This window comes from Gemelliphila asaccharolytica (assembly GCF_001553005.1).
In the GTDB taxonomy this organism is placed as follows: Bacteria; Bacillota; Bacilli; order Staphylococcales; family Gemellaceae; genus Gemelliphila; species Gemelliphila asaccharolytica.
Genome location: NZ_KQ959861.1, coordinates 110,119 through 131,233, shown reverse-complemented (window position 1 = coordinate 131,233; position 21,115 = coordinate 110,119). Strand labels below are relative to the sequence as shown.

General features: G+C 23.7%; 25 protein-coding genes. 24 read left to right on the top strand and 1 reads right to left on the bottom strand.

The window, feature by feature from the left end:
- Nucleotides 1-51 precede the first annotated feature (51 nt).
- From HMPREF1871_RS02055 to rbfA, 19 genes are all read left to right on the top strand, one after another.
- Entirely contained in the window at nt 52-1,506 is a 1,455-nt protein-coding gene (locus tag HMPREF1871_RS02055) for a tetratricopeptide repeat protein (protein WP_066129383.1), read from the top strand.
- A 6-nt stretch (nt 1,507-1,512) separates the two neighbouring features.
- Nucleotides 1,513-1,713, top strand: coding sequence for a YqgQ family protein (locus HMPREF1871_RS02050; protein ID WP_066129380.1), 201 nt, complete (start codon nt 1,513-1,515; stop codon nt 1,711-1,713).
- A gap of 31 nt (nt 1,714-1,744) precedes the next feature.
- The gene (locus HMPREF1871_RS02045; RefSeq protein ID WP_066129377.1) at nt 1,745-2,944 is read left to right on the top strand and encodes an FtsW/RodA/SpoVE family cell cycle protein; all 1,200 of its coding nucleotides are present in this window, start codon (nt 1,745-1,747) and stop codon (nt 2,942-2,944) included.
- Nucleotides 2,945-2,982: 38 nt separating this feature from the next.
- Nucleotides 2,983-4,008 (top strand): tRNA preQ1(34) S-adenosylmethionine ribosyltransferase-isomerase QueA, encoded by a 1,026-nt coding sequence (gene queA, locus HMPREF1871_RS02040; protein WP_066129374.1) that lies wholly within the window; start codon nt 2,983-2,985, stop codon nt 4,006-4,008.
- 16 nt (nt 4,009-4,024) lie between these two features.
- On the top strand, nt 4,025-5,179 hold the full coding sequence (tgt, locus tag HMPREF1871_RS02035; RefSeq protein ID WP_066129371.1) for a tRNA guanosine(34) transglycosylase Tgt: 1,155 nt from the start codon (nt 4,025-4,027) through the stop codon (nt 5,177-5,179).
- Nucleotides 5,180-5,251: 72 nt separating this feature from the next.
- Entirely contained in the window at nt 5,252-5,509 is a 258-nt protein-coding gene (yajC, locus tag HMPREF1871_RS02030) for a preprotein translocase subunit YajC (RefSeq protein ID WP_066129369.1), read from the top strand.
- Between the two features lie 150 nt (nt 5,510-5,659).
- Entirely contained in the window at nt 5,660-7,210 is a 1,551-nt protein-coding gene (gene rny / locus HMPREF1871_RS02025; protein ID WP_066129367.1) for a ribonuclease Y, read from the top strand.
- A gap of 642 nt (nt 7,211-7,852) precedes the next feature.
- Nucleotides 7,853-8,506 (top strand): fructose-6-phosphate aldolase, encoded by a 654-nt coding sequence (gene fsa / locus HMPREF1871_RS02015; protein WP_066129362.1) that lies wholly within the window; start codon nt 7,853-7,855, stop codon nt 8,504-8,506.
- Between the two features lie 40 nt (nt 8,507-8,546).
- Nucleotides 8,547-9,173 carry a dTMP kinase gene (gene tmk, locus HMPREF1871_RS02010; RefSeq protein WP_066129360.1) on the top strand — a complete coding sequence of 209 codons (627 nt, stop codon included), beginning with the start codon at nt 8,547-8,549 and terminating at the stop codon, nt 9,171-9,173.
- Nucleotides 9,158-9,949 carry a hypothetical protein gene (locus HMPREF1871_RS02005; RefSeq protein WP_066129358.1) on the top strand — a complete coding sequence of 264 codons (792 nt, stop codon included), beginning with the start codon at nt 9,158-9,160 and terminating at the stop codon, nt 9,947-9,949. Before tmk ends, HMPREF1871_RS02005 begins: the two co-directional genes overlap by 16 nt.
- Nucleotides 9,950-9,955: 6 nt before the next feature.
- Complete coding sequence (locus HMPREF1871_RS02000) at nt 9,956-10,687, top strand: tRNA1(Val) (adenine(37)-N6)-methyltransferase (RefSeq protein ID WP_066129355.1); 732 nt, start codon at nt 9,956-9,958, stop codon at nt 10,685-10,687.
- A complete protein-coding gene (locus HMPREF1871_RS01995) occupies nt 10,674-10,988 on the top strand; it encodes a GIY-YIG nuclease family protein (RefSeq protein WP_066129352.1) in 315 nt (104 codons plus the stop codon). The genes HMPREF1871_RS02000 and HMPREF1871_RS01995 overlap by 14 nt, the downstream gene beginning before the upstream one ends.
- Nucleotides 10,988-11,815 (top strand): 16S rRNA (cytidine(1402)-2'-O)-methyltransferase, encoded by an 828-nt coding sequence (gene rsmI / locus HMPREF1871_RS01990; RefSeq protein WP_066129350.1) that lies wholly within the window; start codon nt 10,988-10,990, stop codon nt 11,813-11,815. Before HMPREF1871_RS01995 ends, rsmI begins: the two co-directional genes overlap by 1 nt.
- Before the next feature lie 159 nt (nt 11,816-11,974).
- On the top strand, nt 11,975-12,439 hold the full coding sequence (locus tag HMPREF1871_RS01985; protein WP_066129346.1) for a ribosome maturation factor RimP: 465 nt from the start codon (nt 11,975-11,977) through the stop codon (nt 12,437-12,439).
- A gap of 33 nt (nt 12,440-12,472) precedes the next feature.
- The gene (gene nusA / locus HMPREF1871_RS01980; RefSeq protein ID WP_066129344.1) at nt 12,473-13,516 is read left to right on the top strand and encodes a transcription termination factor NusA; all 1,044 of its coding nucleotides are present in this window, start codon (nt 12,473-12,475) and stop codon (nt 13,514-13,516) included.
- Nucleotide 13,517: 1 nt separating this feature from the next.
- Nucleotides 13,518-13,805 carry an RNase P modulator RnpM gene (rnpM, locus tag HMPREF1871_RS01975; protein ID WP_066129341.1) on the top strand — a complete coding sequence of 96 codons (288 nt, stop codon included), beginning with the start codon at nt 13,518-13,520 and terminating at the stop codon, nt 13,803-13,805.
- Entirely contained in the window at nt 13,805-14,107 is a 303-nt protein-coding gene (locus HMPREF1871_RS01970) for a L7Ae/L30e/S12e/Gadd45 family ribosomal protein (protein ID WP_066129338.1), read from the top strand. The genes rnpM and HMPREF1871_RS01970 overlap by 1 nt, the downstream gene beginning before the upstream one ends.
- A 14-nt stretch (nt 14,108-14,121) precedes the next feature.
- Nucleotides 14,122-16,191 carry a translation initiation factor IF-2 gene (gene infB, locus HMPREF1871_RS01965; RefSeq protein ID WP_066129335.1) on the top strand — a complete coding sequence of 690 codons (2,070 nt, stop codon included), beginning with the start codon at nt 14,122-14,124 and terminating at the stop codon, nt 16,189-16,191.
- Nucleotides 16,192-16,214: 23 nt separating this feature from the next.
- A complete protein-coding gene (gene rbfA, locus HMPREF1871_RS01960; RefSeq protein ID WP_066129332.1) occupies nt 16,215-16,559 on the top strand; it encodes a 30S ribosome-binding factor RbfA in 345 nt (114 codons plus the stop codon).
- A 624-nt stretch (nt 16,560-17,183) separates the two neighbouring features.
- Here rbfA and HMPREF1871_RS01955 read toward each other — a convergent pair.
- A complete protein-coding gene (locus tag HMPREF1871_RS01955) occupies nt 17,184-17,567 on the bottom strand; it encodes a rhodanese-like domain-containing protein (protein WP_066129329.1) in 384 nt (127 codons plus the stop codon).
- Nucleotides 17,568-17,651: 84 nt separating this feature from the next.
- Here HMPREF1871_RS01955 and HMPREF1871_RS01950 point away from each other — a divergent pair, with 84 nt between their 5' ends.
- The 5 genes from HMPREF1871_RS01950 to HMPREF1871_RS01930 are packed head-to-tail and all read left to right on the top strand — an operon-like array spanning nt 17,652 to nt 21,098.
- Nucleotides 17,652-18,413 (top strand): TrmH family RNA methyltransferase, encoded by a 762-nt coding sequence (locus HMPREF1871_RS01950; RefSeq protein WP_066129326.1) that lies wholly within the window; start codon nt 17,652-17,654, stop codon nt 18,411-18,413.
- 56 nt (nt 18,414-18,469) lie between these two features.
- The gene (corA, locus tag HMPREF1871_RS01945; protein ID WP_066129324.1) at nt 18,470-19,420 is read left to right on the top strand and encodes a magnesium/cobalt transporter CorA; all 951 of its coding nucleotides are present in this window, start codon (nt 18,470-18,472) and stop codon (nt 19,418-19,420) included.
- 9 nt (nt 19,421-19,429) lie between these two features.
- On the top strand, nt 19,430-19,627 hold the full coding sequence (locus tag HMPREF1871_RS01940; protein WP_066129320.1) for a DUF1146 family protein: 198 nt from the start codon (nt 19,430-19,432) through the stop codon (nt 19,625-19,627).
- 28 nt (nt 19,628-19,655) lie between these two features.
- Entirely contained in the window at nt 19,656-20,342 is a 687-nt protein-coding gene (gpmA, locus tag HMPREF1871_RS01935) for a 2,3-diphosphoglycerate-dependent phosphoglycerate mutase (protein WP_066129317.1), read from the top strand.
- A 6-nt stretch (nt 20,343-20,348) separates the two neighbouring features.
- A complete protein-coding gene (locus tag HMPREF1871_RS01930) occupies nt 20,349-21,098 on the top strand; it encodes a hypothetical protein (RefSeq protein WP_066129314.1) in 750 nt (249 codons plus the stop codon).
- Nucleotides 21,099-21,115: the final 17 nt, after the last annotated feature.

The window sequence follows — 21,115 nt, the reverse complement described above, 5'->3', positions numbered from 1 at the left end:
TTTATTTTTAATTTAATTAAATATATAAACTTAAAAAAGGTACTGTAACATATGCTTAATTCTAAAAATTTTTGGAAACTTGTTTACTTATATACGACTAAGTATAAATATGAGGTTTTATATTATAAACAAGGACAAGATGATATTTGGTTAATAAATAATAAAAATGAAGTAATTCGTTTTATATATAAGGAAAAATTTGATGATAATTCCGTAGACTCAATAGTTTATAATATTGTTCAAAACGAAAAAAGATTAAAAAAAGTTTTTAGATTAAGTAATTTAAAAATAAAAATATTATTTTTATCAAATAATGAGAACATATTAGAGTATAAAAAATATAAAATATCCAATGTGTTATCGATTGAAAGAATTATTTTAACTTATAAAAATCTATTTAATTTTATAGAAGAATCTGATTTAACCTTTTTTGAAAACGTTATCTATGATGAAGGAAGATTAAAAAATAGGATATTAAAACCTTATTTGGAAAAAGATAATATAAATTTTCCTTTTAATATTAAATTTAATCTAATATCTGTATTTATTTTGTTAATATATTTTTTGAACAAATTTTTTGAGTATTTTTTGAAATTTAATTTATATTCTTTAATAGAATATGATTATCAAAAAATTATATCTGGACAATTTTATAGATTATTTACAGATATTTTGGTTTATAAAAGTTTTTTATCTGTTTTCATAGTAATTTTTTTGATATTTATATCCTCCTTTATAGTTGGGAAAAATATGCATATAAAAAAAGTTTTGATTATAGTATTAATTATATCTTTTATTTTAAATTTATTTATGATATTGGGACAATTAAAATTTTTAGAAGATTATAATATATTATCCTTTACTGGAATTTTAGGAGCAATTTTTATTTCTCAGTTTAAAAATATAGAAAATAATTTCAATTTGATTATATCTATTTTTCTTCCTATCGCATATATTTTTTTAATTAATGTTATATTGAAAAAAAGTATTAATTTAGGATTATATTCTTTTATATTTATATTAGGTATTTTTTTATATATATTATTTGAAAAAAAAATATATATATATTTTAGTGCTATGTGCATTTGTTTTATTTTTATTGCGGAATTAAGTATTCTTTTTTTAAATTATAATTTGAAAATTAGGATTAATAATTATAATTTAAAATATGTAAATGAAAGAATAATTAATAAAGACATTAGTAAAATTGATGAAAGTATTGAATATTTAGAAAAAGATTTAAATTCTTGTAATAAATCTTCACTTACTTATTATGAACTGGGAATGTATAAAATTGTTAATCAATCTTATTATGATGCTGAAAAAGTTTTTTTAGATGGAATTAATTTTGATAATGAGTTTCCTGAATTTTATTTTCAATTAGCACTTATTGAGTATAAAAAAGGTAATAATAAGAAAAGTTTAGAATATCTTAAAACGGCGTTGTCATTATCTAATAAAAAAGAATATAAAGATTTTAAAAATGAAATAAGTATTAAGGAATAATTAAATATGGAAACAATTTATGATGTTCAACAATTATTGAAAAAATTTGATATTTTAATTTATATGAAAAATAGAATTTATATGCTAAACTTATATGGCCTAGAAATAGCAGAATTATATAGATTAAAATTAATAGATCAAAGCGATTATTTAAAATCTGTTACAATAATAAAAAGAGAATTAAGAATTTTAAAAGAAGAAGTTTAAATTTATTATATAAATATACAAAGAGAAAGAAATGAATATTAGAAAAGAAATAAAAATAGCGATACAAAACAAAAAATATAAAAGAATTGATTTTTTAGTTACACTATCATTGATTGTTTTACTTATATTTAGCTGTATTATGGTATATAGTGCAAGCATGATAGGAAATAAATATGGAATGTTTACGGGTGGTGTTCAAGTTTCATCAAATTACTTTTTTAAAAAACAGATACTGTGGGCAATTTTATCTTTATTGTCTTATTTATTTTTTTCTGTTATATTTCCTTATAGAATATTTAAGGAAAAAAAATTTTATGAAATTTTTGCAATTTTTTTGGCAATATTGTTATTATTACCATTTTTGCAATCTTCAGTAAATGGAGCTCATTCTTGGATAAGAATAGGCGGTTTTACTTTTCAACCTTCTACTGCGGCTCAGATATTCGTAATAGCGTACATGGCTTTAATGTTTGAATCAAGAAGAAAAATTTTAATTAGACCTACTTCTTTGAAAAATATACTCCATATTTTTGCTATTCCTTTATTTATTATATTTTTAATTTTTATTCAAAATGATTCAGGAACAATGTTAATAACTACAACAGTAGTGTTTGTAATATTATTATGTTCTAATATGTGCTTCAGTAATATATTAAAAATATTAAAAATTTCTTCTATATCGTTTCTAGTTTTAATGTTTTTTTTACTTTTATCTTCATTGTTTTCTGGTAAAAGTTCTTATAGAGTTAACAGATTTAAAACATTTATAAATCCTTTTTCGGGGAATACCATTTCTGATAATCATATTGTTAATTCTTTAATATCTTTCAGTAATGGAGGAGTTTTTGGAAGAGGATTAGGAAATTCAATTCAAAAATTGGGGTATTTACCAGAGGCACATACCGACTTTATATTAGCAGTAACAGCAGAAGAATTAGGATATATCGGTGTTTTGTTCTTAATATTATTATTACTTATAGTTGTTTTAAAAGTAATATACACAGGATTAAAATCTCATGGTACTTTTGAATCATTATTTTCTTTGGGATTTGCTTCTTTATTATTAATTCAGATTATTATTAATATAGGGGGAGTTAGTGCTTCGTTACCTATGACAGGTGTTCCTATTCCTTTTTTTAGTTTTGGAGGTAGTTCTATGTTTATATTGGCTACTACTTTGGGAGTAATAATGAATATTCACTCTATTATTAAACTTGAAAATAATAGATAAATAATTATTTATTTAATTCTAATAATTAAGGAGAAAAAATGAAATTAGAAAACTTTGACTATAAATTACCTAATGAACTAATAGCACAACATCCTATGGATAAACGCGATGAAAGTAGACTTTTAGTTGTAGATAAGGATACTGATCAATATCAACATAAAAAATTTTATAATTTAATAGATTACTTAAATTCCGGAGATACATTAGTGTTGAATGATACTAGAGTTATGCCAGCTAGGCTTTTTGGTAAAAAAATTACTACTGGTGCTTTAATAGAAATTTTATTATTAAAAAATAAATCTAATGATGTGTGGGAATGTTTAGTAAAACCAGCAAAAAGAGTGGCTGTAGGAACTATTGTGGATTTTAATGGTATTATGAGAGCAGAATGTATTGAGGCTAAAGATGATGGATTTAGATATTTTAAATTCACTTATGAAGGAATATTTCAAGAAAAATTAGAAATATTAGGGACTATGCCATTACCACCATATATTAAAGAACAATTAAAGGATAATGAAAGATATCAGACTGTATATTCTAAAAATTTAGGTTCTGCGGCGGCTCCTACAGCTGGATTACATTTTACAAAACAACTATTAAATGATATAAAAGAAAAAGGTATAAATGTTTGCTATATAACCTTGCATGTTGGAATTGGGACTTTTCGTCCTGTGGTTGTTAATGAAGTTGAGAATCATAAAATGCATTCTGAATTTTACCAAATTGATGAAAAGACTGCAGAAATAATTAACGAAACTAAAAAAAATAACAAAAAAATTATTGCTGTAGGAACGACTACTATAAGAACTTTAGAAACAGTAGCAAAAAATAATAATGGAAAAATAGTTTCGTCTTCAGGATTTACTGATATATTTATTTATCCAGGTTTTAAATTCAGATGTGTAGATTCATTGGTGACAAATTTTCATTTACCTAAATCAACACTTATTATGCTAGTCAGTGCATTTTACAATAGAGAAAAAATATTGAATATATATAATATTGCAGTTAAAGAAAAATATAGATTTTTCAGTTTTGGTGATGCAATGTTAATACATTAATTTAGGAGAATATGTTATGAGAAATATAAAAAAGAATGCTGTTTGGTATCAACACATAAAAACATGTAAACAAACAGGAGCACGGTTAGGAATTGTCCATACACCTCATGGGAGTTTTGAAACTCCTGTTTTTATGCCAGTAGGGACTCAAGCAACAGTAAAAACTATGTCACCAGAAGAAGTTAAAAATTTAGGTGCTGATATAATATTATCTAATACTTATCATCTTTGGTTACGACCTGGAGAAAAAATAATAGAAAATGCTGGTGGTTTACATAAATTTATGAATTATAATTCAAGTATTCTTACAGATTCCGGTGGATTCCAAGTTTTTTCTTTGAGCAAATTAAGAAAAATAGAAGAAGAAGGAGTATATTTTAAAAATCATTTATCTGGTGCTGATTTATTTTTATCGCCTGAAAAATCTGTTCAGATTCAAACAGCATTAGGCAGTGATATAATGATGGCTTTTGACGAATGTCCAGGATTTAATCATGATTATAATTATATAAAAAAATCTGTTGAAAGAACTTCTAGATGGGCCGAAAGATGTTTAAATGAACAAAAAAATCCTGATAAACAAAGTCTATTTGGTATTATTCAAGGAGAGGGATATAAAGATCTTAGATATCAAAGTGCTAAAGATTTAGTATCATTGGATTTTCCTGGATATGCTATAGGAGGGTTATCAGTTGGAGAACCTAAGGATGTTATGTATAGAGTATTAGATGAAACTACTTCATTATTACCCTCAAATAAACCCAGATACTTAATGGGGGTAGGATCTCCTGATGCATTAATAGAAGGAGTTATTAGAGGCATAGATATGTTTGATTGTGTACTTCCTACAAGGATAGCAAGGAATGGTACATGTATGACTAGTATAGGACGAATTGTTATAAAAAATGCTAAGTATTCAGCTGATTATACTCCACTAGACCCAGAATGTGATTGCTATTGTTGTAAAAATTATACAAGAGCATATTTAAGGCATTTATTTAAATCAAATGAAATTTTTGGAGCAAGACTTGCAACAACACATAATATATATTTTCTAATAAAATTAATGAAAAATATAAGAAAAGCAATTTTAGAAGATAGATTACTTGATTTTAAAAATGAATTTTTTGAAAAATATGGATTAAATAAAAATAATCCTAAAAATTTTTAAAAATAGTTTATTTTTATATTAATATATAGTAGAATTGAGATTAATGAAATTTATAGAGAATAGGAGAATTTTATGCAGAATATTTATAATATAGTTATTTTTATTGGGATTTTTGCACTTATGTATTTTTTTGTAATAAGACCACAAAATAAAAGAAATAAGGAACTTAAATTACTACAAGAATCACTTAAGGTAGGAGATAAAGTTGTAACTTTTGCGGGAATATATGGTGAAATTGTAGAAATTGGGACATCAACGGTTATTTTAAAAATATCACAAAAAACTGAAATTAAGTTAGAAAGAGTAGCTATAAGAGGATTAGCATCATAGTATAAGTATAATTTTAAGATTGATTTTACATCAATCTTTTTTTTTTAAGTAACTTAAATTTTAACTTTTATTGACAATTAAATATATATATTGTAAAATTTGATATGTGATAAGTATAATTTCACAAAAAATATTTAAGAGAGGTTGCAAATGTTTTATATAGAAATAATTGCAACTTTGCTTGTTGGCATTTTATTAGGGTATTTTGTTGCCAAAAATACTATTCAAAAAAAATTAGTTTTATCAAAGAGAGATTCAGAATATATAATAAATGAGGCTAAAAAAGAAGCAAAATTTGTTTTAGAAAAGGAATTAATTTCTGCTCAGGTAGAAGCAAAAGAAATTATAAATAATGCTAATAATGAAATAGAATTAAAAAAACAAGATATAAAGAAAAATGAAGAAAGACTAATTCAAAAAGAAACTATATTAGATAGACAATCAGAGCTAGTTAATAAAAAAGATGAATTAATAAGCTCTAGAGAATTGAAAATAGAAGAAAAACTTCAAAATATAGAAATAAAAAATATAGAATTGAATGAGTTGAAATTTCAACAAGAACAAGAGTTGCAGAGAATTGCAAACTTAACTGAAGAACAAGCTCGAGATGAAATTATGTCTTCATTAGAAGATGAAATGGATAGAGATACAGCTATCTATATAAGAAATAGAGAAATTGAGGCTAAAAATATAGCAGATAAACGTGCTAGAGAAATAATAGTGCAGTCTATTCAGAGATATGCTTCTGATGTTGTTTCTGAAACAACATTATCAGTTGTTAATTTACCCAATGATGAAATGAAAGGTAGAATAATAGGAAAAGAAGGAAGAAATATAAGAGCTTTAGAGACATTAACAGGAGTTGATTTGATAATAGATGATACACCTGAGGCAGTTCTTCTTTCTGGTTTCGATCCTATAAGAAGAGAAGTAGCAAAAAATGCTATAAATATGTTGATATCTGATGGACGAATTCATCCTGCTAAAATAGAAGAAGCAGTAGATAAAGCGAGAAAAAATATAGATCAGGTTATAAGAGAAATTGGAGAACAAACAACATTTGATTTAGGAATTCATAATATGCATCCAGACTTGATAAAAATATTAGGAAAAATGAAATATAGAACTAGTTATGGACAAAATGCTTTACAACATTCTGTCGAAGTAGGATATATTTCTGGACTAATAGCTGGAGAATTAGGATTAGATATTCAATTAGCTAGAAGAGCAGGATTATTACATGATATTGGGAAAGCAATAGATCATGAAATAGAAGGTTCACATGTAGAAATCGGTGTTATGTTAGCTACAAAATATAAAGAACATCCTATTGTAGTGAATGCTATCGCTTCACATCACGGTGATTGCGAAGTAATTGATCCTATATCAGTAATTGTGGCTGCTGCAGATGCCTTGTCTGCTTCTAGACCTGGAGCTAGAAGAGAATCACTTGAAGCATATATAAAAAGATTGCAAAATTTAGAAGAAATTGCAAATCAACATAAAGGTGTTGAAAAAACTTATGCTATACAAGCTGGTAGGGAAATAAGAGTAATTGTAAATCCAGAAGAAATAGATGATACAAAAGCTTTTAAAGTAGCAAAAGAAATAAAAAATAAAATAGAAGAAACAATGCAATATCCAGGAAATATTAAAGTAAATGTTATACGAGAAGTTCGAGCAGTTAAAATAGCAAAATAAAAAAGTGATTTAATAAAATCACTTTTTTATTTTGCTATTTTAATTTTTATAAATTTGATTAAGATTCCTGTTGATTGAGCACATAAACTAATAATAAAAAAAATAAAAATATAAAACACCATATCTAAATTTAAAATTAATAAACAATGAAATAAATATGCAATACAAATAAAAATAGAAAAAATAATATATATTTTTTCATATATAAAAGAAAAAATAAAATTAATAATAAAAATCATAATTGGAAAAAGTATAAAATTTAAACTAATTAAATACTGAACTCTATTAATAGAAAAATAATATAGAAAACCAGATAATGTAAATAATGTAAATACAAATAAAAAAAATGGACTATATTTGATATGATTTTTCATTTTTACCTCCATATATAATAAATCAATTACAGGAGTATAGTTTAATGTTTTATTTTAATTAATTCCTTATAACTCCTCTTTTTATTATATCATAGATAATTAAATATATCCTATATTCAAAAAGTTTTTTAAAATATGTTAAAAAGTTAGAGAAAAACTAAAAGTGTATTTATTATACTAAAAAATAAGAAATTAAGCTTAATTGATTTTTAAAAATAATTATGATAACATAGTTTAATATATAGAATAATAATTAAGGGGAATATAAATGAAATTTTTTATAGATACTGCTAATGTTGATGATATAAAAAAAGCTTACGATTTAGGTGTTATTTCTGGAGTTACTACTAATCCTTCTCTTATTGCTAAAGAAGGAAAAAATTTTAATGAAGTAATTAATCAAATAACAAGCATAGTTAATGGTCCTATAAGTGGAGAAATAAAAGCTACTACAGACAAAACTGAGGATATATTAAATGAGGCAAGAAAAATTTCAGCTATTCATCCTAATATGGTTGTAAAAATACCAATGACTAAAAATGGTTTGAAAGCTGTATCTATACTTTCAAAAGAAGGAATAAAAACAAATGTTACATTAATTTTCACACCTATTCAAGCTCTTTTAGCAGCTTCAGCAGGAGCAAACTATGTTTCTCCTTTTATAGGTAGATTGGATGATATTTCTAATAATGGAATGAAATTAGTTTCTGATATTGTAAGTATTTTTAATGTATATAATATAAATTCTAAAATAATAGCTGCAAGTATAAGAAATCCTATCCATGTTTTAGAATGTGCTAAAATAGGGTGCGATATAGTAACTGTTCCTTATAAAGTAATATGTCAATTAATAAAACATCCGTTAACTGATGAAGGAATAAAAAAATTTAAGGATGATTATTTAAAATCTATTAACAATTAGTAAAAAATATTTTACTTTTGTTTAATGTATTGGTGAGGTCATGAAAGGAAAATTTATAACAATAGAAGGTATAGACGGTTCAGGGAAGAGTACGGTTATTAAATATATAAATAATTATTTAGGAAAGTTAGGTTATGATATAATTTTGACTAGAGAACCTGGAGGAACGGAAATATCAGAAAATATAAGGGAAATTATTGTTAATAAAAAAATAGATATAAAAACAGAAGCATTATTGTTTGCTGCCAGTAGAAGAGAACATGTAGTCAATAAAATAATACCAGCTTTAAAAAATAATAAGATAATAATTTCTGATAGATTTTTGGATAGTTCTATAGCGTATCAAGTATATGGTCGTGGTTTGAAAAAAGAAGATATTTTATATATAAATAATTTTGCTATTGAAGGTCTAACTCCTGATTTTACTATATATTTGGATGTGGATATCGATGTAGCATCTAGCAGACTTAGAAACCGTTTGGTAAATAATGTTTTAGATAATGAAAATAAAAAATTTTATAATAATGTAAAAAAGGGTTATGTAGAGTTATTAAAAAAATATAATAATAGAATATGCGTTGTCGATGCTAATAAAGATCAAGAATGTGTAAAAGAGATTGTTATAAAAAAAATTCAGGAAAAATTTAAGGAATGGCAAATAAATTAGAAAATTATTTAGACAACATTATAATGAAAAATAAATTATCTCATGCTTATATTTTTCATAGTAATAATGAAGAAGAGTTAGATAATATTATTTTACTTTTTACAAAAAAAATTTTTTGCCCTAGTGGAATAAATTATTGTAATAGTTGCAAAATATGTAATCAAATAAATGTAAAAAACTATATTAATTTTTACTGCCTTGAGACAGAAGGAACTATAAAAAAGGAAGATATTGAAAATTTAAAATTTAATTTTTCTATTTCTCCTTTATTAAATAAAAAGGTATATTGGATAAAAAACATAGAAAACATTACATCTCAAGCAGCTAATGCTGTTTTGAAATTTTTAGAAGAACCTCCAAAAGATGTTTTAATATTTTTAACAACTACAAAAATTAAAAGTGTTATAAGTACAATAATTTCAAGATGTCAGATTCTAAATGTAGGATATTTTAATAATAACGAATTAAGTACAATAAGTAATGAAGAAGAATTTGTTAAAGAAGTTTTTGAAGAATTTTTGAAGAAATATTCACCAACTGAGTTTTTTGTTATTTTTTATGTTATGGATAAATTAAAGGTGAAAAAAGATATTTCTGTGTTTTTTAGTATGTTGTTAAGATATACATATAACAATATTAAAAATAATCAATATTTAAATAAACTATATGAACTGGCATTGAAATCAAAAAATGAATTAGAAAATAATATTAATGCTAGACTAGTATTAGATTCTTTTTTGTTTGAAATGTGTAAATCAAATATAGAGATAAGGTAAATAAATATGTTAAAAGTAGAAAAGATAGATTTTTTATCAAAAGATTTAAAAATAATACAATTGGAAAATCATTATTCTGTTTCTACAGATTCATTTCTTTTAGCATATTTCTCGAAAGTTGTAAAAAAGTCTAACAAGAAAATTTTAGATATGTGTGCAGGCAGTGGAGTTGTTTCCTTATTATTGAGTAGAAAAACAAATTCTGAAATATACACTTTAGAAATACAAGAAGAATTAAATGATTTAATAAAAAAAAATATACAAATAAATAAAATATCAAATATTACCCCATTATGTGGAGATTTAAGGAATATAAAAAATATCTTTAATCCTTCAACTTTTGATAATATAGTATGTAATCCGCCATATTTTACTATGTCATCTATGCCTAAAATTAGAAAAAAAGAAAATCATGATATTTCTAGACATGAAATATTATGTAATATAGATGATGTTTTAAAAAGTATAAAATATCTTTTGAAACAGAATGGTAGTTTTTTCTTAGTGCATAGAACATATAGAATGATTGAAATAATAGAAAAATGTAGAAAATATAAAATATCTATTAAAAGAATTAGATTTGTCTATAGCAAAAAAGAGTCGGAAAATTCTAAAATAATTTTATTAGAAGGTAATATTTCTAATAGTAAAGATGTGAAAATTGATAAACCATTGTATATTTATAATGATAATGGAACGTATACTGAAGAAATGAAAAGAGTGTATGATATTGTGTAATCAAAAACAATTTACATATATTTTATTATGTAATGATAATACTTTTTATATAGGATATACTAATAATTTATATTTAAGAATACTAAAACATAATTTAAAAAAAGCAAGTAAATACACAAGAGGTAGGACACCTGTCAAATTAGTTTATTATGATGAATTTAAAACAAAGAGTGAAGCTTTAAAAAATGAATTTATTTTAAAAAAATATACAAAAAAACAAAAAATAAAATATATTACTCTAAATATGACAAGTGAAAAAAATATGTTAATAAAAAAAATAAATGAGGAAAATAAATTATAATGTTATATCTAGTAGCAACACCTATTGGCAATTTGGATGATATTACAATAAGAGCATTAAAAATATTAAATTTAGTTGATATAATTGCATGTGAAGATACTCGTAACACATTAAAAGTACTTAATCATTATGAAATTAAGAATAAAAAATTAATTTCATACCATAAGTATAATGAAAATAAAATTAGTGAAAAAATAATAAAATTACTTAATAATGGAACTAACATAGCATTAGTATCGGACGCAGGTATGCCTTGTATTTCAGATCCCGGATATATTTTAGTTAAAAAATGTAAAGAAAATGGAATAAATGTAGTTCCTATTCCAGGAGCTAACGCTGCTCTTACAGCATTAGTTGGAAGTGGGATAGAGTCATATAATTTTACTTTTTTTGGTTTTTTATCAAGAAAAAAAACTGATCGTAATATTATGATAAATAAAATATTAAAAAATAATCTAACTAGCATAATTTATGAGTCACCTCATAGAATTAAAAATTTGATAGAAGAAATAGAGAAAATTGATTCAAAAAGATTAATAAGTGTAGGCAGAGAATTAACTAAAATTCATGAAGAAATTATAACAGATACAGTATCAAATATAAAAAATTTAATAAGTGATTCAATTTTGAAACAAAAAGGGGAATTTGTGCTTATTATTTCACCTCATAGAATTCAAAAAGAAGAAATTCCTAATGAACTAATTATAAAAGAAATTGATATTTTAATAAAAGAAGGATATAAAACTTCTTATGCAATAAAAGAAGTATCAGCAAAATATGATTTGGCTAAAAGAAAGATTTATGAAATATATCATAAACAATTATAAAAAGTATATTTATTAAATTTTAATGTTTATAAAATGCTATAATTTGACAAAAATAAAAAAATAAGTTAATATATTAATTATAATTAATATATTAACCGAAGGGTGGTGAATTATATTCTCCGCTCTTTTTATTTGAAAAGAAGGGCAAAATAATAAATTATGGAAATAATAGAAAAAATAAAAAAGTTGACATATGAGATAATTAAAGACACAACATATTATTTGTATGATGTAGAATATACAAAGGAAAATGAAGAAAATTTTTTAAGAATTTACATTGATAAAGATAGTGGAATTACAATAGATGATTGTGTATCGTTAACAGAGAAAGTTGCTAGCAAATTAGATGAAGAAGATTTCATAAAAGAAAGATATTATCTAGAAATATGTTCGCCAGGTGCAGAAAGAACATTGAGAAATTTAGAAGAAATAAAAAGATCAAAAGGAAAATATGTATTAGTAAAAACATATGAAAAAATAAATGGAATTAAAGAATTTTTGGGATATTTAGAAAATGTTAATGATATAGGTGTCACAATAAATTATAAATATAAAAATAAATGGCAAGATTTAAAAATAGAATATAAAAAAATTTCGAAAATAAGATTAGCAATAAAAATTTAATTATTTAGTATTATTATTTAAAGGAGAAGAAAAATGAGCAAGAATTTGCTTAAAGCAATTGATTTAATAGAAAAAGAAAAAGGTATTGATAAAGAAATTTTATATGATGCAGTAGAGTTAGCATTATTATCTGCATATAAAAAAAATTATAATTCTTCTAAAAATGTAAGAGTTAATTTTGATAGAGATACTGGAGATTACAAATTCATAATAAGAAAAGACGTTGTAAATGAAGTATACGATGATAGAATAGAATTTTCATTAGAAGATGCACTAAAAGTCAATCCAGCATATGAAGTCGGCGATATATATGAAGAAGAGGACATTCCAGAAAATTTTGGTAGAGTAGCAGCACAAGCTGCCAAACAAGCTTTAATTCAAAGATTAAGAGAAGCTGAAAAGGAAGTTTTATATAATAAATATGTAAAATATGAAGGAGAAATTTTATCTGGTTATGTAGATAGAGTTGATTCTAGATATGTCTATGTCAAGTTAGGAAACATAGAGGCAATATTAGGAGAAAAAGATCAAGTTAAAGGAGAAATCTATGTTCCTCAAACATCGATTGAAGTATATGTTGTAAAAGTAGATAATCCTACAAAAGGATCTAAACCACACGTACTCGTTTCTAGAACTCACCCCGATTTTATAAAAAGGTTATTTGAAAAAGAAGTACCAGAAATTTATGATGGTACTGTAGAAATAAAATCTGTATCTAGAGAAGCTGGTGAAAGAACTAAGATAGCGGTTTATTCGGAAAACAAGAATATTGACCCTGTAGGAGCATGTGTAGGTACATCAGGTATAAGAGTTAATAATATTTTAAGTGAAATAAATGAAGAAAAAATAGATATAATACCATGGAATAAAGAAGTTGATAAATTTATAATCAACTCATTATCTCCTGCAAAAGTTTTAGATATAAAACTATGTGAAGAGGATAAGACAGCTATAGTAAATGTTGATGAAGGACAATTGTCATTAGCAATCGGAAAAAAGGGACAAAATGTAAGATTAGCTGCAAGACTAACAGGATGGAAAATAGATATAAAAACAAATAAAAAACAAGAGGAATAATATGAAAAAAAAGAAACTTCCTATGAGAAAATGTATAATTACAAATAAAATGTATTTAAAAAGAGATTTATTAAGAATAGTTAAAAATAAAGATGGTGAAATATTAGTAGACTCTACAGGAAAAGCTTCGGGTAGAGGAGCATATGTTATTGCTGATCTTGAAATTATAAGAAAAGCACAAGAGATGAAATTTTTAGAAAAGTTTTATGAAGAAAATGAAGAAAAAATAAAACCTATTTATGATGAAATAATAAGATTAATTTATAGAAAGTCAATACCTAAGAAATAATGGAAGATGTACTTAATTTAATAGGGCTAATGGCAAAGTCAGGTAATATAGTCAGTGGAGAAGAAAATTTAATTAAAAATATAAAAAATAAAAATATAAATTTATTGATAGTATCAAGTGACTGTGGAAAAAACACAAAAAAAAAATTAATAAATAAAGCATATTATTATGATATTGATACTATATCTTGTTTTACTATTAATGAATTAAGCAAAGCAATAGGAAAAGATAATAGAGTAGCTATTGGAGTAACAAACAAAAAAATTATTAAAAAAATTATCAACATGATAAAAAATAAATAAGGAGGAAATATTTTATGGTAGAAAAAATTAGAATATATGAGTATGCTAAAAAAGTAGGCAAATCTTCAAAAGAAATCATAAATATATTAGTTGATGCTAATATACAAGCAGGAAAACATATGTCTTATTTATCTGAAGAAGGATTTATATATTTAGAGGGTATATTTAATAAAAAAGAACATCATAAAGAAAAAAATAAAAAGATAGTAGATAAAAAAAATAAAAAACCTAAACTTAATAAAAAGAAAAAAATAAAAAAAGATAAGAGAAAGAAAAACAGTAAAGAACAACCAGCAACAATTGTATCCTCTGTTGAAGATAATATTAATTCAAATGTAATATTAGTAAAAGAAGTAATGACAGTAGCAGAGTTAGCTGAAAAATTTGAAATTAGTTCAACAGACTTAATAAAAAAATTATTTGTTGAATTAAAAATAATGGCTAATATAAATCAAACATTAACTTTTGAACAAATAGAACTTATTGCAATAGCATATGGAAAAGAAATTCAAAAAGAATTAGAAGTCAACAAAGAAGATTTAGACATATATTTTGATGTTGAAGAAGATGAAAAAGATTTAGTGTTAAGAGCTCCTATTGTTACAATTATGGGTCATGTAGATCATGGTAAAACTACTTTACTAGACAATATAAGACATACAAAAGTAACATCTGAAGAGTCAGGTGGTATAACTCAACATATTGGAGCATATCAAGTAAATTTAAACGGAAGAAAAATCACATTTTTAGATACACCAGGACACGCAGCATTTACAACTATGAGAGCAAGAGGAGCACAAATTACTGATATTACAATATTAGTAGTAGCAGCTGATGATGGAGTTATGCCACAAACTATAGAAGCAATAAATCATGCTAAAGCAGCTAATGTTCCTATTATAGTAGCAGTTAATAAAATAGATAAACCACAAGCAAATCCAGAAAAAGTTATGGGTGAACTTGCAGAGTATGGATTAACTCCAGAAGCATGGGGTGGTGAAACTATATTCGTTCCAATTTCTGCACTTCAAAATAAGGGAGTCGATGAACTGTTAGAAATGGTACTATTAGTATCTGATATGCAAGAATTAAAAGCAAATCCAAACAGATTAGCATTAGGAACTGTAATAGAAGCTAGATTAGACAAAGGAAGAGGAACAGTAGCTACATTATTAGTTCAAAATGGAACTCTTAAAATATCTGATCCAATAGTAGTAGGTAATACATTTGGTAGAGTAAGAGCAATGATAAATGATAGAGGAAAATCAATAAAAAATGCACTCCCATCAACTCCTGTAGAAATAACAGGATTACAAGACGTACCTAATGCCGGAGATAGATTTGTAGTTTTTGGTGATGAAAAAACTGCAAGACAAATAGGAGAAGCTAGACAGCAACAATATATAGAAAGTCAAAGAGAATCGCAAGCTTCATTATCTCTTGATAGTTTATTTGAACAAATGAAACAAGGGGAAGCAAAAGATTTAAATATAATTTTAAAAGCTGATGTGCAAGGATCTGTAGAGGCATTATCAATGTCACTGGCTAAAATCGAAGTAGATGGAGTTAATGTAAGAATAATACATACAGGTGTAGGAGCAATAAATGAATCTGATGTTACCTTAGCGGCTGCATCTAAAGCTGTTGTTATAGGTTTTAATGTTAGACCAGATGCTAACGCAAAACAAAAAATTCAAGAAGAAAAAATTGATGTTAGATTGCACAGTATAATTTATAAAGTTATAGAAGAGATAGAAAATGCCATGAAAGGACTATTAGCACCTGAATTTAAAGAAAAAATATTAGGTTTAGCAGAAGTAAGACAGGTATATAAAGTTTCAAAAATTGGGACAATTGCAGGTTCTTACGTAACAGAAGGTAAGGTACTTCATAATGCTCAATTAAGGGTAATAAGAGATAGCATTGTAATATTTGAAGGTAAAATTGGAACATTAAAAAGATATAAAGATGACGTTAAAGAAGTACAAAATGGATATGAATGTGGAATAACAGTTGAAAACTATTCTGATATTAAAGAAGGAGATGTTTTTGAATTATTCGTAATGGAGGAAACAAAAAAATAAAATAATATAAGAAGGAATTTAAAATGTCAAAATTAAGAGCTAATAGATTAGCAGAACAGATAAAAAAAGAAATATCATTTGTAATATCAACAAAAGTAAAATCATATAATTTAGGTTTTATTACAATTACAGATGTTAACATGACAGCAGATTATTCTCAAGCTAAAGTATATTATACAATATATGGAAATGATAAAGAAAAAGAAAATGTCAAAAAATCATTGTCTAAGTTAAAAGGATTTATTAAAACAGAAGTATCTAAAAAAATTAAAATTAGAAAATTTCCTGAATTATTTTTTGAATATGATAATACTTATGAATATGCTCAAAAGATAGAAAATATATTATCAGATTTATCTAAAAATTAACATCATAAATAATTAAAAGACTTCTTTATATACAAAGAAGTCTTTTAATATTTTATTTTTTTATGTGTTTTTTTATTTTTATATATTTTGTAAATTATCACCTATATTTTTATAATTTTATAACGTATACACATATCAATGATTGTTTTGATGTATCAGTATCCTAATATGTATTGAACAGTTTTTATATTTTTTTACTACTTTCAAATAATAAACTATAAATCTACATTTTTTAAAAACAGAAAATATTAACATTGCATTTAAACTTAATATTAACCAAACTATCCAACATTCCTTTTAAGTAGTTTTTTCCTGCTTCTATATTTATTAAGTTTTTATTTTTTTAAATATATAAAATTTCCATTTTTTAATACAAAAAAGTAAAAACATATAATGTGGTTATAATTGAGGGACAGTTACATATAATAATTCATAAAATTTTTCTTATGTAGGTAGAAAAATAAGAGTTACATTAATAATAAGAATTTTTAAAAAAATTTATGAAAAAAATAAATATATATAAATTATTTAATATTAGTATATATTTTATTTTAAAGTTATTTTTAGATAAAAAAACTATCCTCTAAAAATTTATAATTTTAGAAGATAGATAACTATTTCTATTTATTTTTTAGTTTTTAAATTTTCTTTCCAATCTTGTAACCCATTTTTTAGCATATATATATCAGAATATCCATTTTTTCTAAGAGTTAATGCCGCTCTTGGTGATAATGTTCCATTTTTATCACAAAGGTAAATAGGTTTGTCTTTTAAAAGAGACATACATTTAAAATTAATTTGAGACATAGGTATATTTCTTGCTCCATTTATATGTGCATACATAAATTCATCCTTTTCTCTAACATCTACTAATTGTACATTTCTTATATTTTTTTTAAATTCATCATAATTAAGTTTTGTTACTGCTTTAGATATTTTAAAATAATTATATACTAAAAATATTATAATAAATAAGAAAACTATCGCTAAAAATATTAAATAATTCATAATGCCTCCATACATATGATATAATGTATAAGTAATTGTATCATATGTATTTAATAAATTCAATTTTTAAAAAGGAGATAAGTTTTGATAACATCTATTGAAAATAAAAAAATTAAGCTATATTTAAATTTAAAAAAAAACAAACAAGTAAAAAAGAAAAATTTATTTGTGATAGAGGGAATTCACTTATTGAAAGAAGCATTAGCATCTAATGTAGTAAAAGAAATTTTTTTAACAGATAAGATAGGTGATGAATACTTAAGACTAAATAATTTTTCTAAATATAAAACAACTATAATAACTGAAAATATAGCAAAATGTTTATCAGAAACAATTCATAATCAGGGAATATTTGCTATTTGTGAGATAAAAAAAAAGAAATTAGAAATAAATAATTACAAAAACATTATTATTTTAGATAGAATCCAAGATCCCGGTAATTTAGGAACTATTGTCAGAAACGCTGATGCTTTTGGCTTTGATTGTGTTTTATTAGGAAAAGGATGTGCATCATTATATTCGCAAAAAGCTATAAGAAGTATGCAAGGAAGTAATTTTCACATAGATTGTTATGAAAATATAGATATAATAAAACAATTATCAAACATGAAGGAGTTCGATATAATTTCAACTGCTCTAAACTGCTCTATAAAGCTAAGTGATTTAGATAAAATAAGTAAAAAATATGCTATTATTTTTGGAAATGAAGGAAATGGTATAGAGCCAGATATTATAAAAAAATCTGATTATAAAATTAAAATAGATATGAAAGGTAAGGCTGAAAGTCTCAATGTTGCCATAAGTTCTGGAATTATAATGTATTACTTAAAAAATATTTTAAAATAAATTTACTAATTTTTTTTTATATGTTATTATTATAATATATTGTTGGAGGAGATATTATGTTAAAAATTATCGCTATTGATAAACTAGGAGGTTTGCTAACAAATTTATCATTAGAAGAAGTAAAAAACGATAATATTTCTTGGTATTGGGTCGATTTTAACTGTCCTACTAAAAAAGAAATAGAATTACTTACTACGTTTTTTAGGTTTCATGAATTACTAATTGAGGATTGTCTTACATTATTAGAAAGACCAAAAATTGAAATAACAAGACAACAGATTTTTTTGGTATCGCATATTTTAAAAAATATTGATTCTGAATATGAAACTATAAATATGTTTATTGGAAAAAATTATATAGTAACAATTCATTTAACTCATATAAGATTTTTAAGTAAAGTTATTTCTAAAGTTTTGTATAAAGGTGATGAATATTCCCCAATGCATGTTATGCATATGTTAATATCAGAAATAGTTGAAGGATATATTCCTTTAATTTCTAAAATAGAAAATAGATTAGATGAACTAGAAGAAAATGATGCACATACAAAAGGTAGTAAAATCATGAACGAAGTTTTTGATTTAAGAAGTGATCTTTTAAAATTAAGAAGAGGATTACTTCCTATGAGAGAGTTAATTCATAGATTTTTAGTTTCTAGAAGAGTTGATATGACAGATAACGATAGAAAATATTTTCATGATGTATATGACGAATTAGTTCAACAAACTGAAATTATTGAAGCTAGCAGAGAATTAGCTAGTGATATAAGAGAAAACTATATGACGTATAACTCATTTAAATCTAATAACATAATGATGACACTAACAGTTATATCTACTATATTCCTACCTTTAACTTTCCTAGCTGGAGTTTATGGAATGAATTTTTCATATATGCCAGAACTTCAAACAGAGTATGGATATTTTGTTCTTTGGATTGTTATGTTTCTTATCGCCGCTGGAATGTTATGGTTCTTTAAGAAAAAAGGATGGTTTGATATGTTTTAGGAGTATAATATGAAAGTAATAAAGTTGTTTTTATTATTTGTTATTATTATTTTAGTAAATAAAATAATTATTAAAATAGATTTTCAAAAAATATTTAAAAAAAATTCAAATAGGGAAATATTCTTTTTATATATGATTTTATCAATAATCATAGGATATTTATTTTATTTATCAATTTTAGAAATATACCAATTATCTATATTTTAAATACTTTTAGTTAAGAAAAGGAGAAAAAATGAAATTAGTTTTAACAAGACATGGAGAAAGTCAATGGAATCTAGAGAATAAATTTACAGGTTGGGTAGACGTCGACATAACTGAAAAAGGAAAAAATGAAGCACAAAAGGCGGGAGAAATTTTAAAAGATTTAAATATAATATTTGATGTGGCATATACTTCATTTCAAAAAAGAGCAATAAAAACATTAAATATTGTATTAGAGGAAATGGATCAATTATGGATACCAGTATTAAAAAGTTGGAGATTAAATGAAAGACATTATGGAGCTTTGCAAGGATTAAATAAAAAAGAAACAGCAGAAAAATATGGTGATGAACAAGTATTACTTTGGAGAAGAAGTTTCGATATAACTCCCCCTCTAGTTGATGAAAATAGTGTATATTATCCTGGTAATGAGTTAAGATACTCAATAATCCCTAAAAATGAAATACCTAGAGGAGAAAGCCTAAAACTAACTATAGATAGAGTACTACCTTATTGGAAAAAAGTAATATCTAATGATATTAAAGAAGGGAAAAATGTTTTAATTTCAGCTCATGGTAACAGTTTGAGAGCATTAATAAAATATCTGTTAAATATATCAGATGAACAAATATTAAAATTAAACATACCTACAGGTAAACCATTAGTGTTTGACATTGATGAAAATTTAAATATAGTAAAACATCCAGAACTTTTTTAAAATACTATGATAAAAAAAATATATATATTAATATCTATGTTATTTTTAATATTAACTCTTTGTTCATGTGGCAATAAACCCTCTGAAATCGTAAATCAAGAATATATAAATGATATATTTAAAAATTCTAATATCACTCATTTGGAAAAAATAGACTACAATTCAAATGAAAAATTATTAATTTTTCACATTAATGATGAAGTTATATCAGAAGATGAATTTAAGACAAGTTTATCAAATTATCAATTTAAAAAAAACTATGGCTTAGAAGCATTTAAAGATGATAAAATATTAAATATATCTAATAAAATAAAATTTAGTTATAAAAATAATAATAATTTTATTCTTGATAATAAAGATAGTAAAATAGTTTCAAATATAGTTTCGTACACTTATTCATCTGAATATATAAATCAAAAATTAAAAAATATAGCAGAAAATATTATAAAATTTAATGATATAATTGGGAAAATAGAAGTAGATTTAGATAAAAATTTAATAAGTGAAAATGTTATAGAAATTCTAAATCAAAATTATAATATATTATTACAAAGTATCAATGATTTTGAAAATATTAAAAATAAAGATATTTATTTGAATAACACCGATATAGATACAATAAAAAAATATTCTGAAATATTAAAAAATAAATCGGAAAAAGCTATATCATTAAAAAATTCAAAATTAATTAGTCAAGAATTTTTAAAAATAAATGAATTAGACAAGATAGCAAGAAATTTAAATAAAGAAAAATAATAAAAAACTAGAGTTTA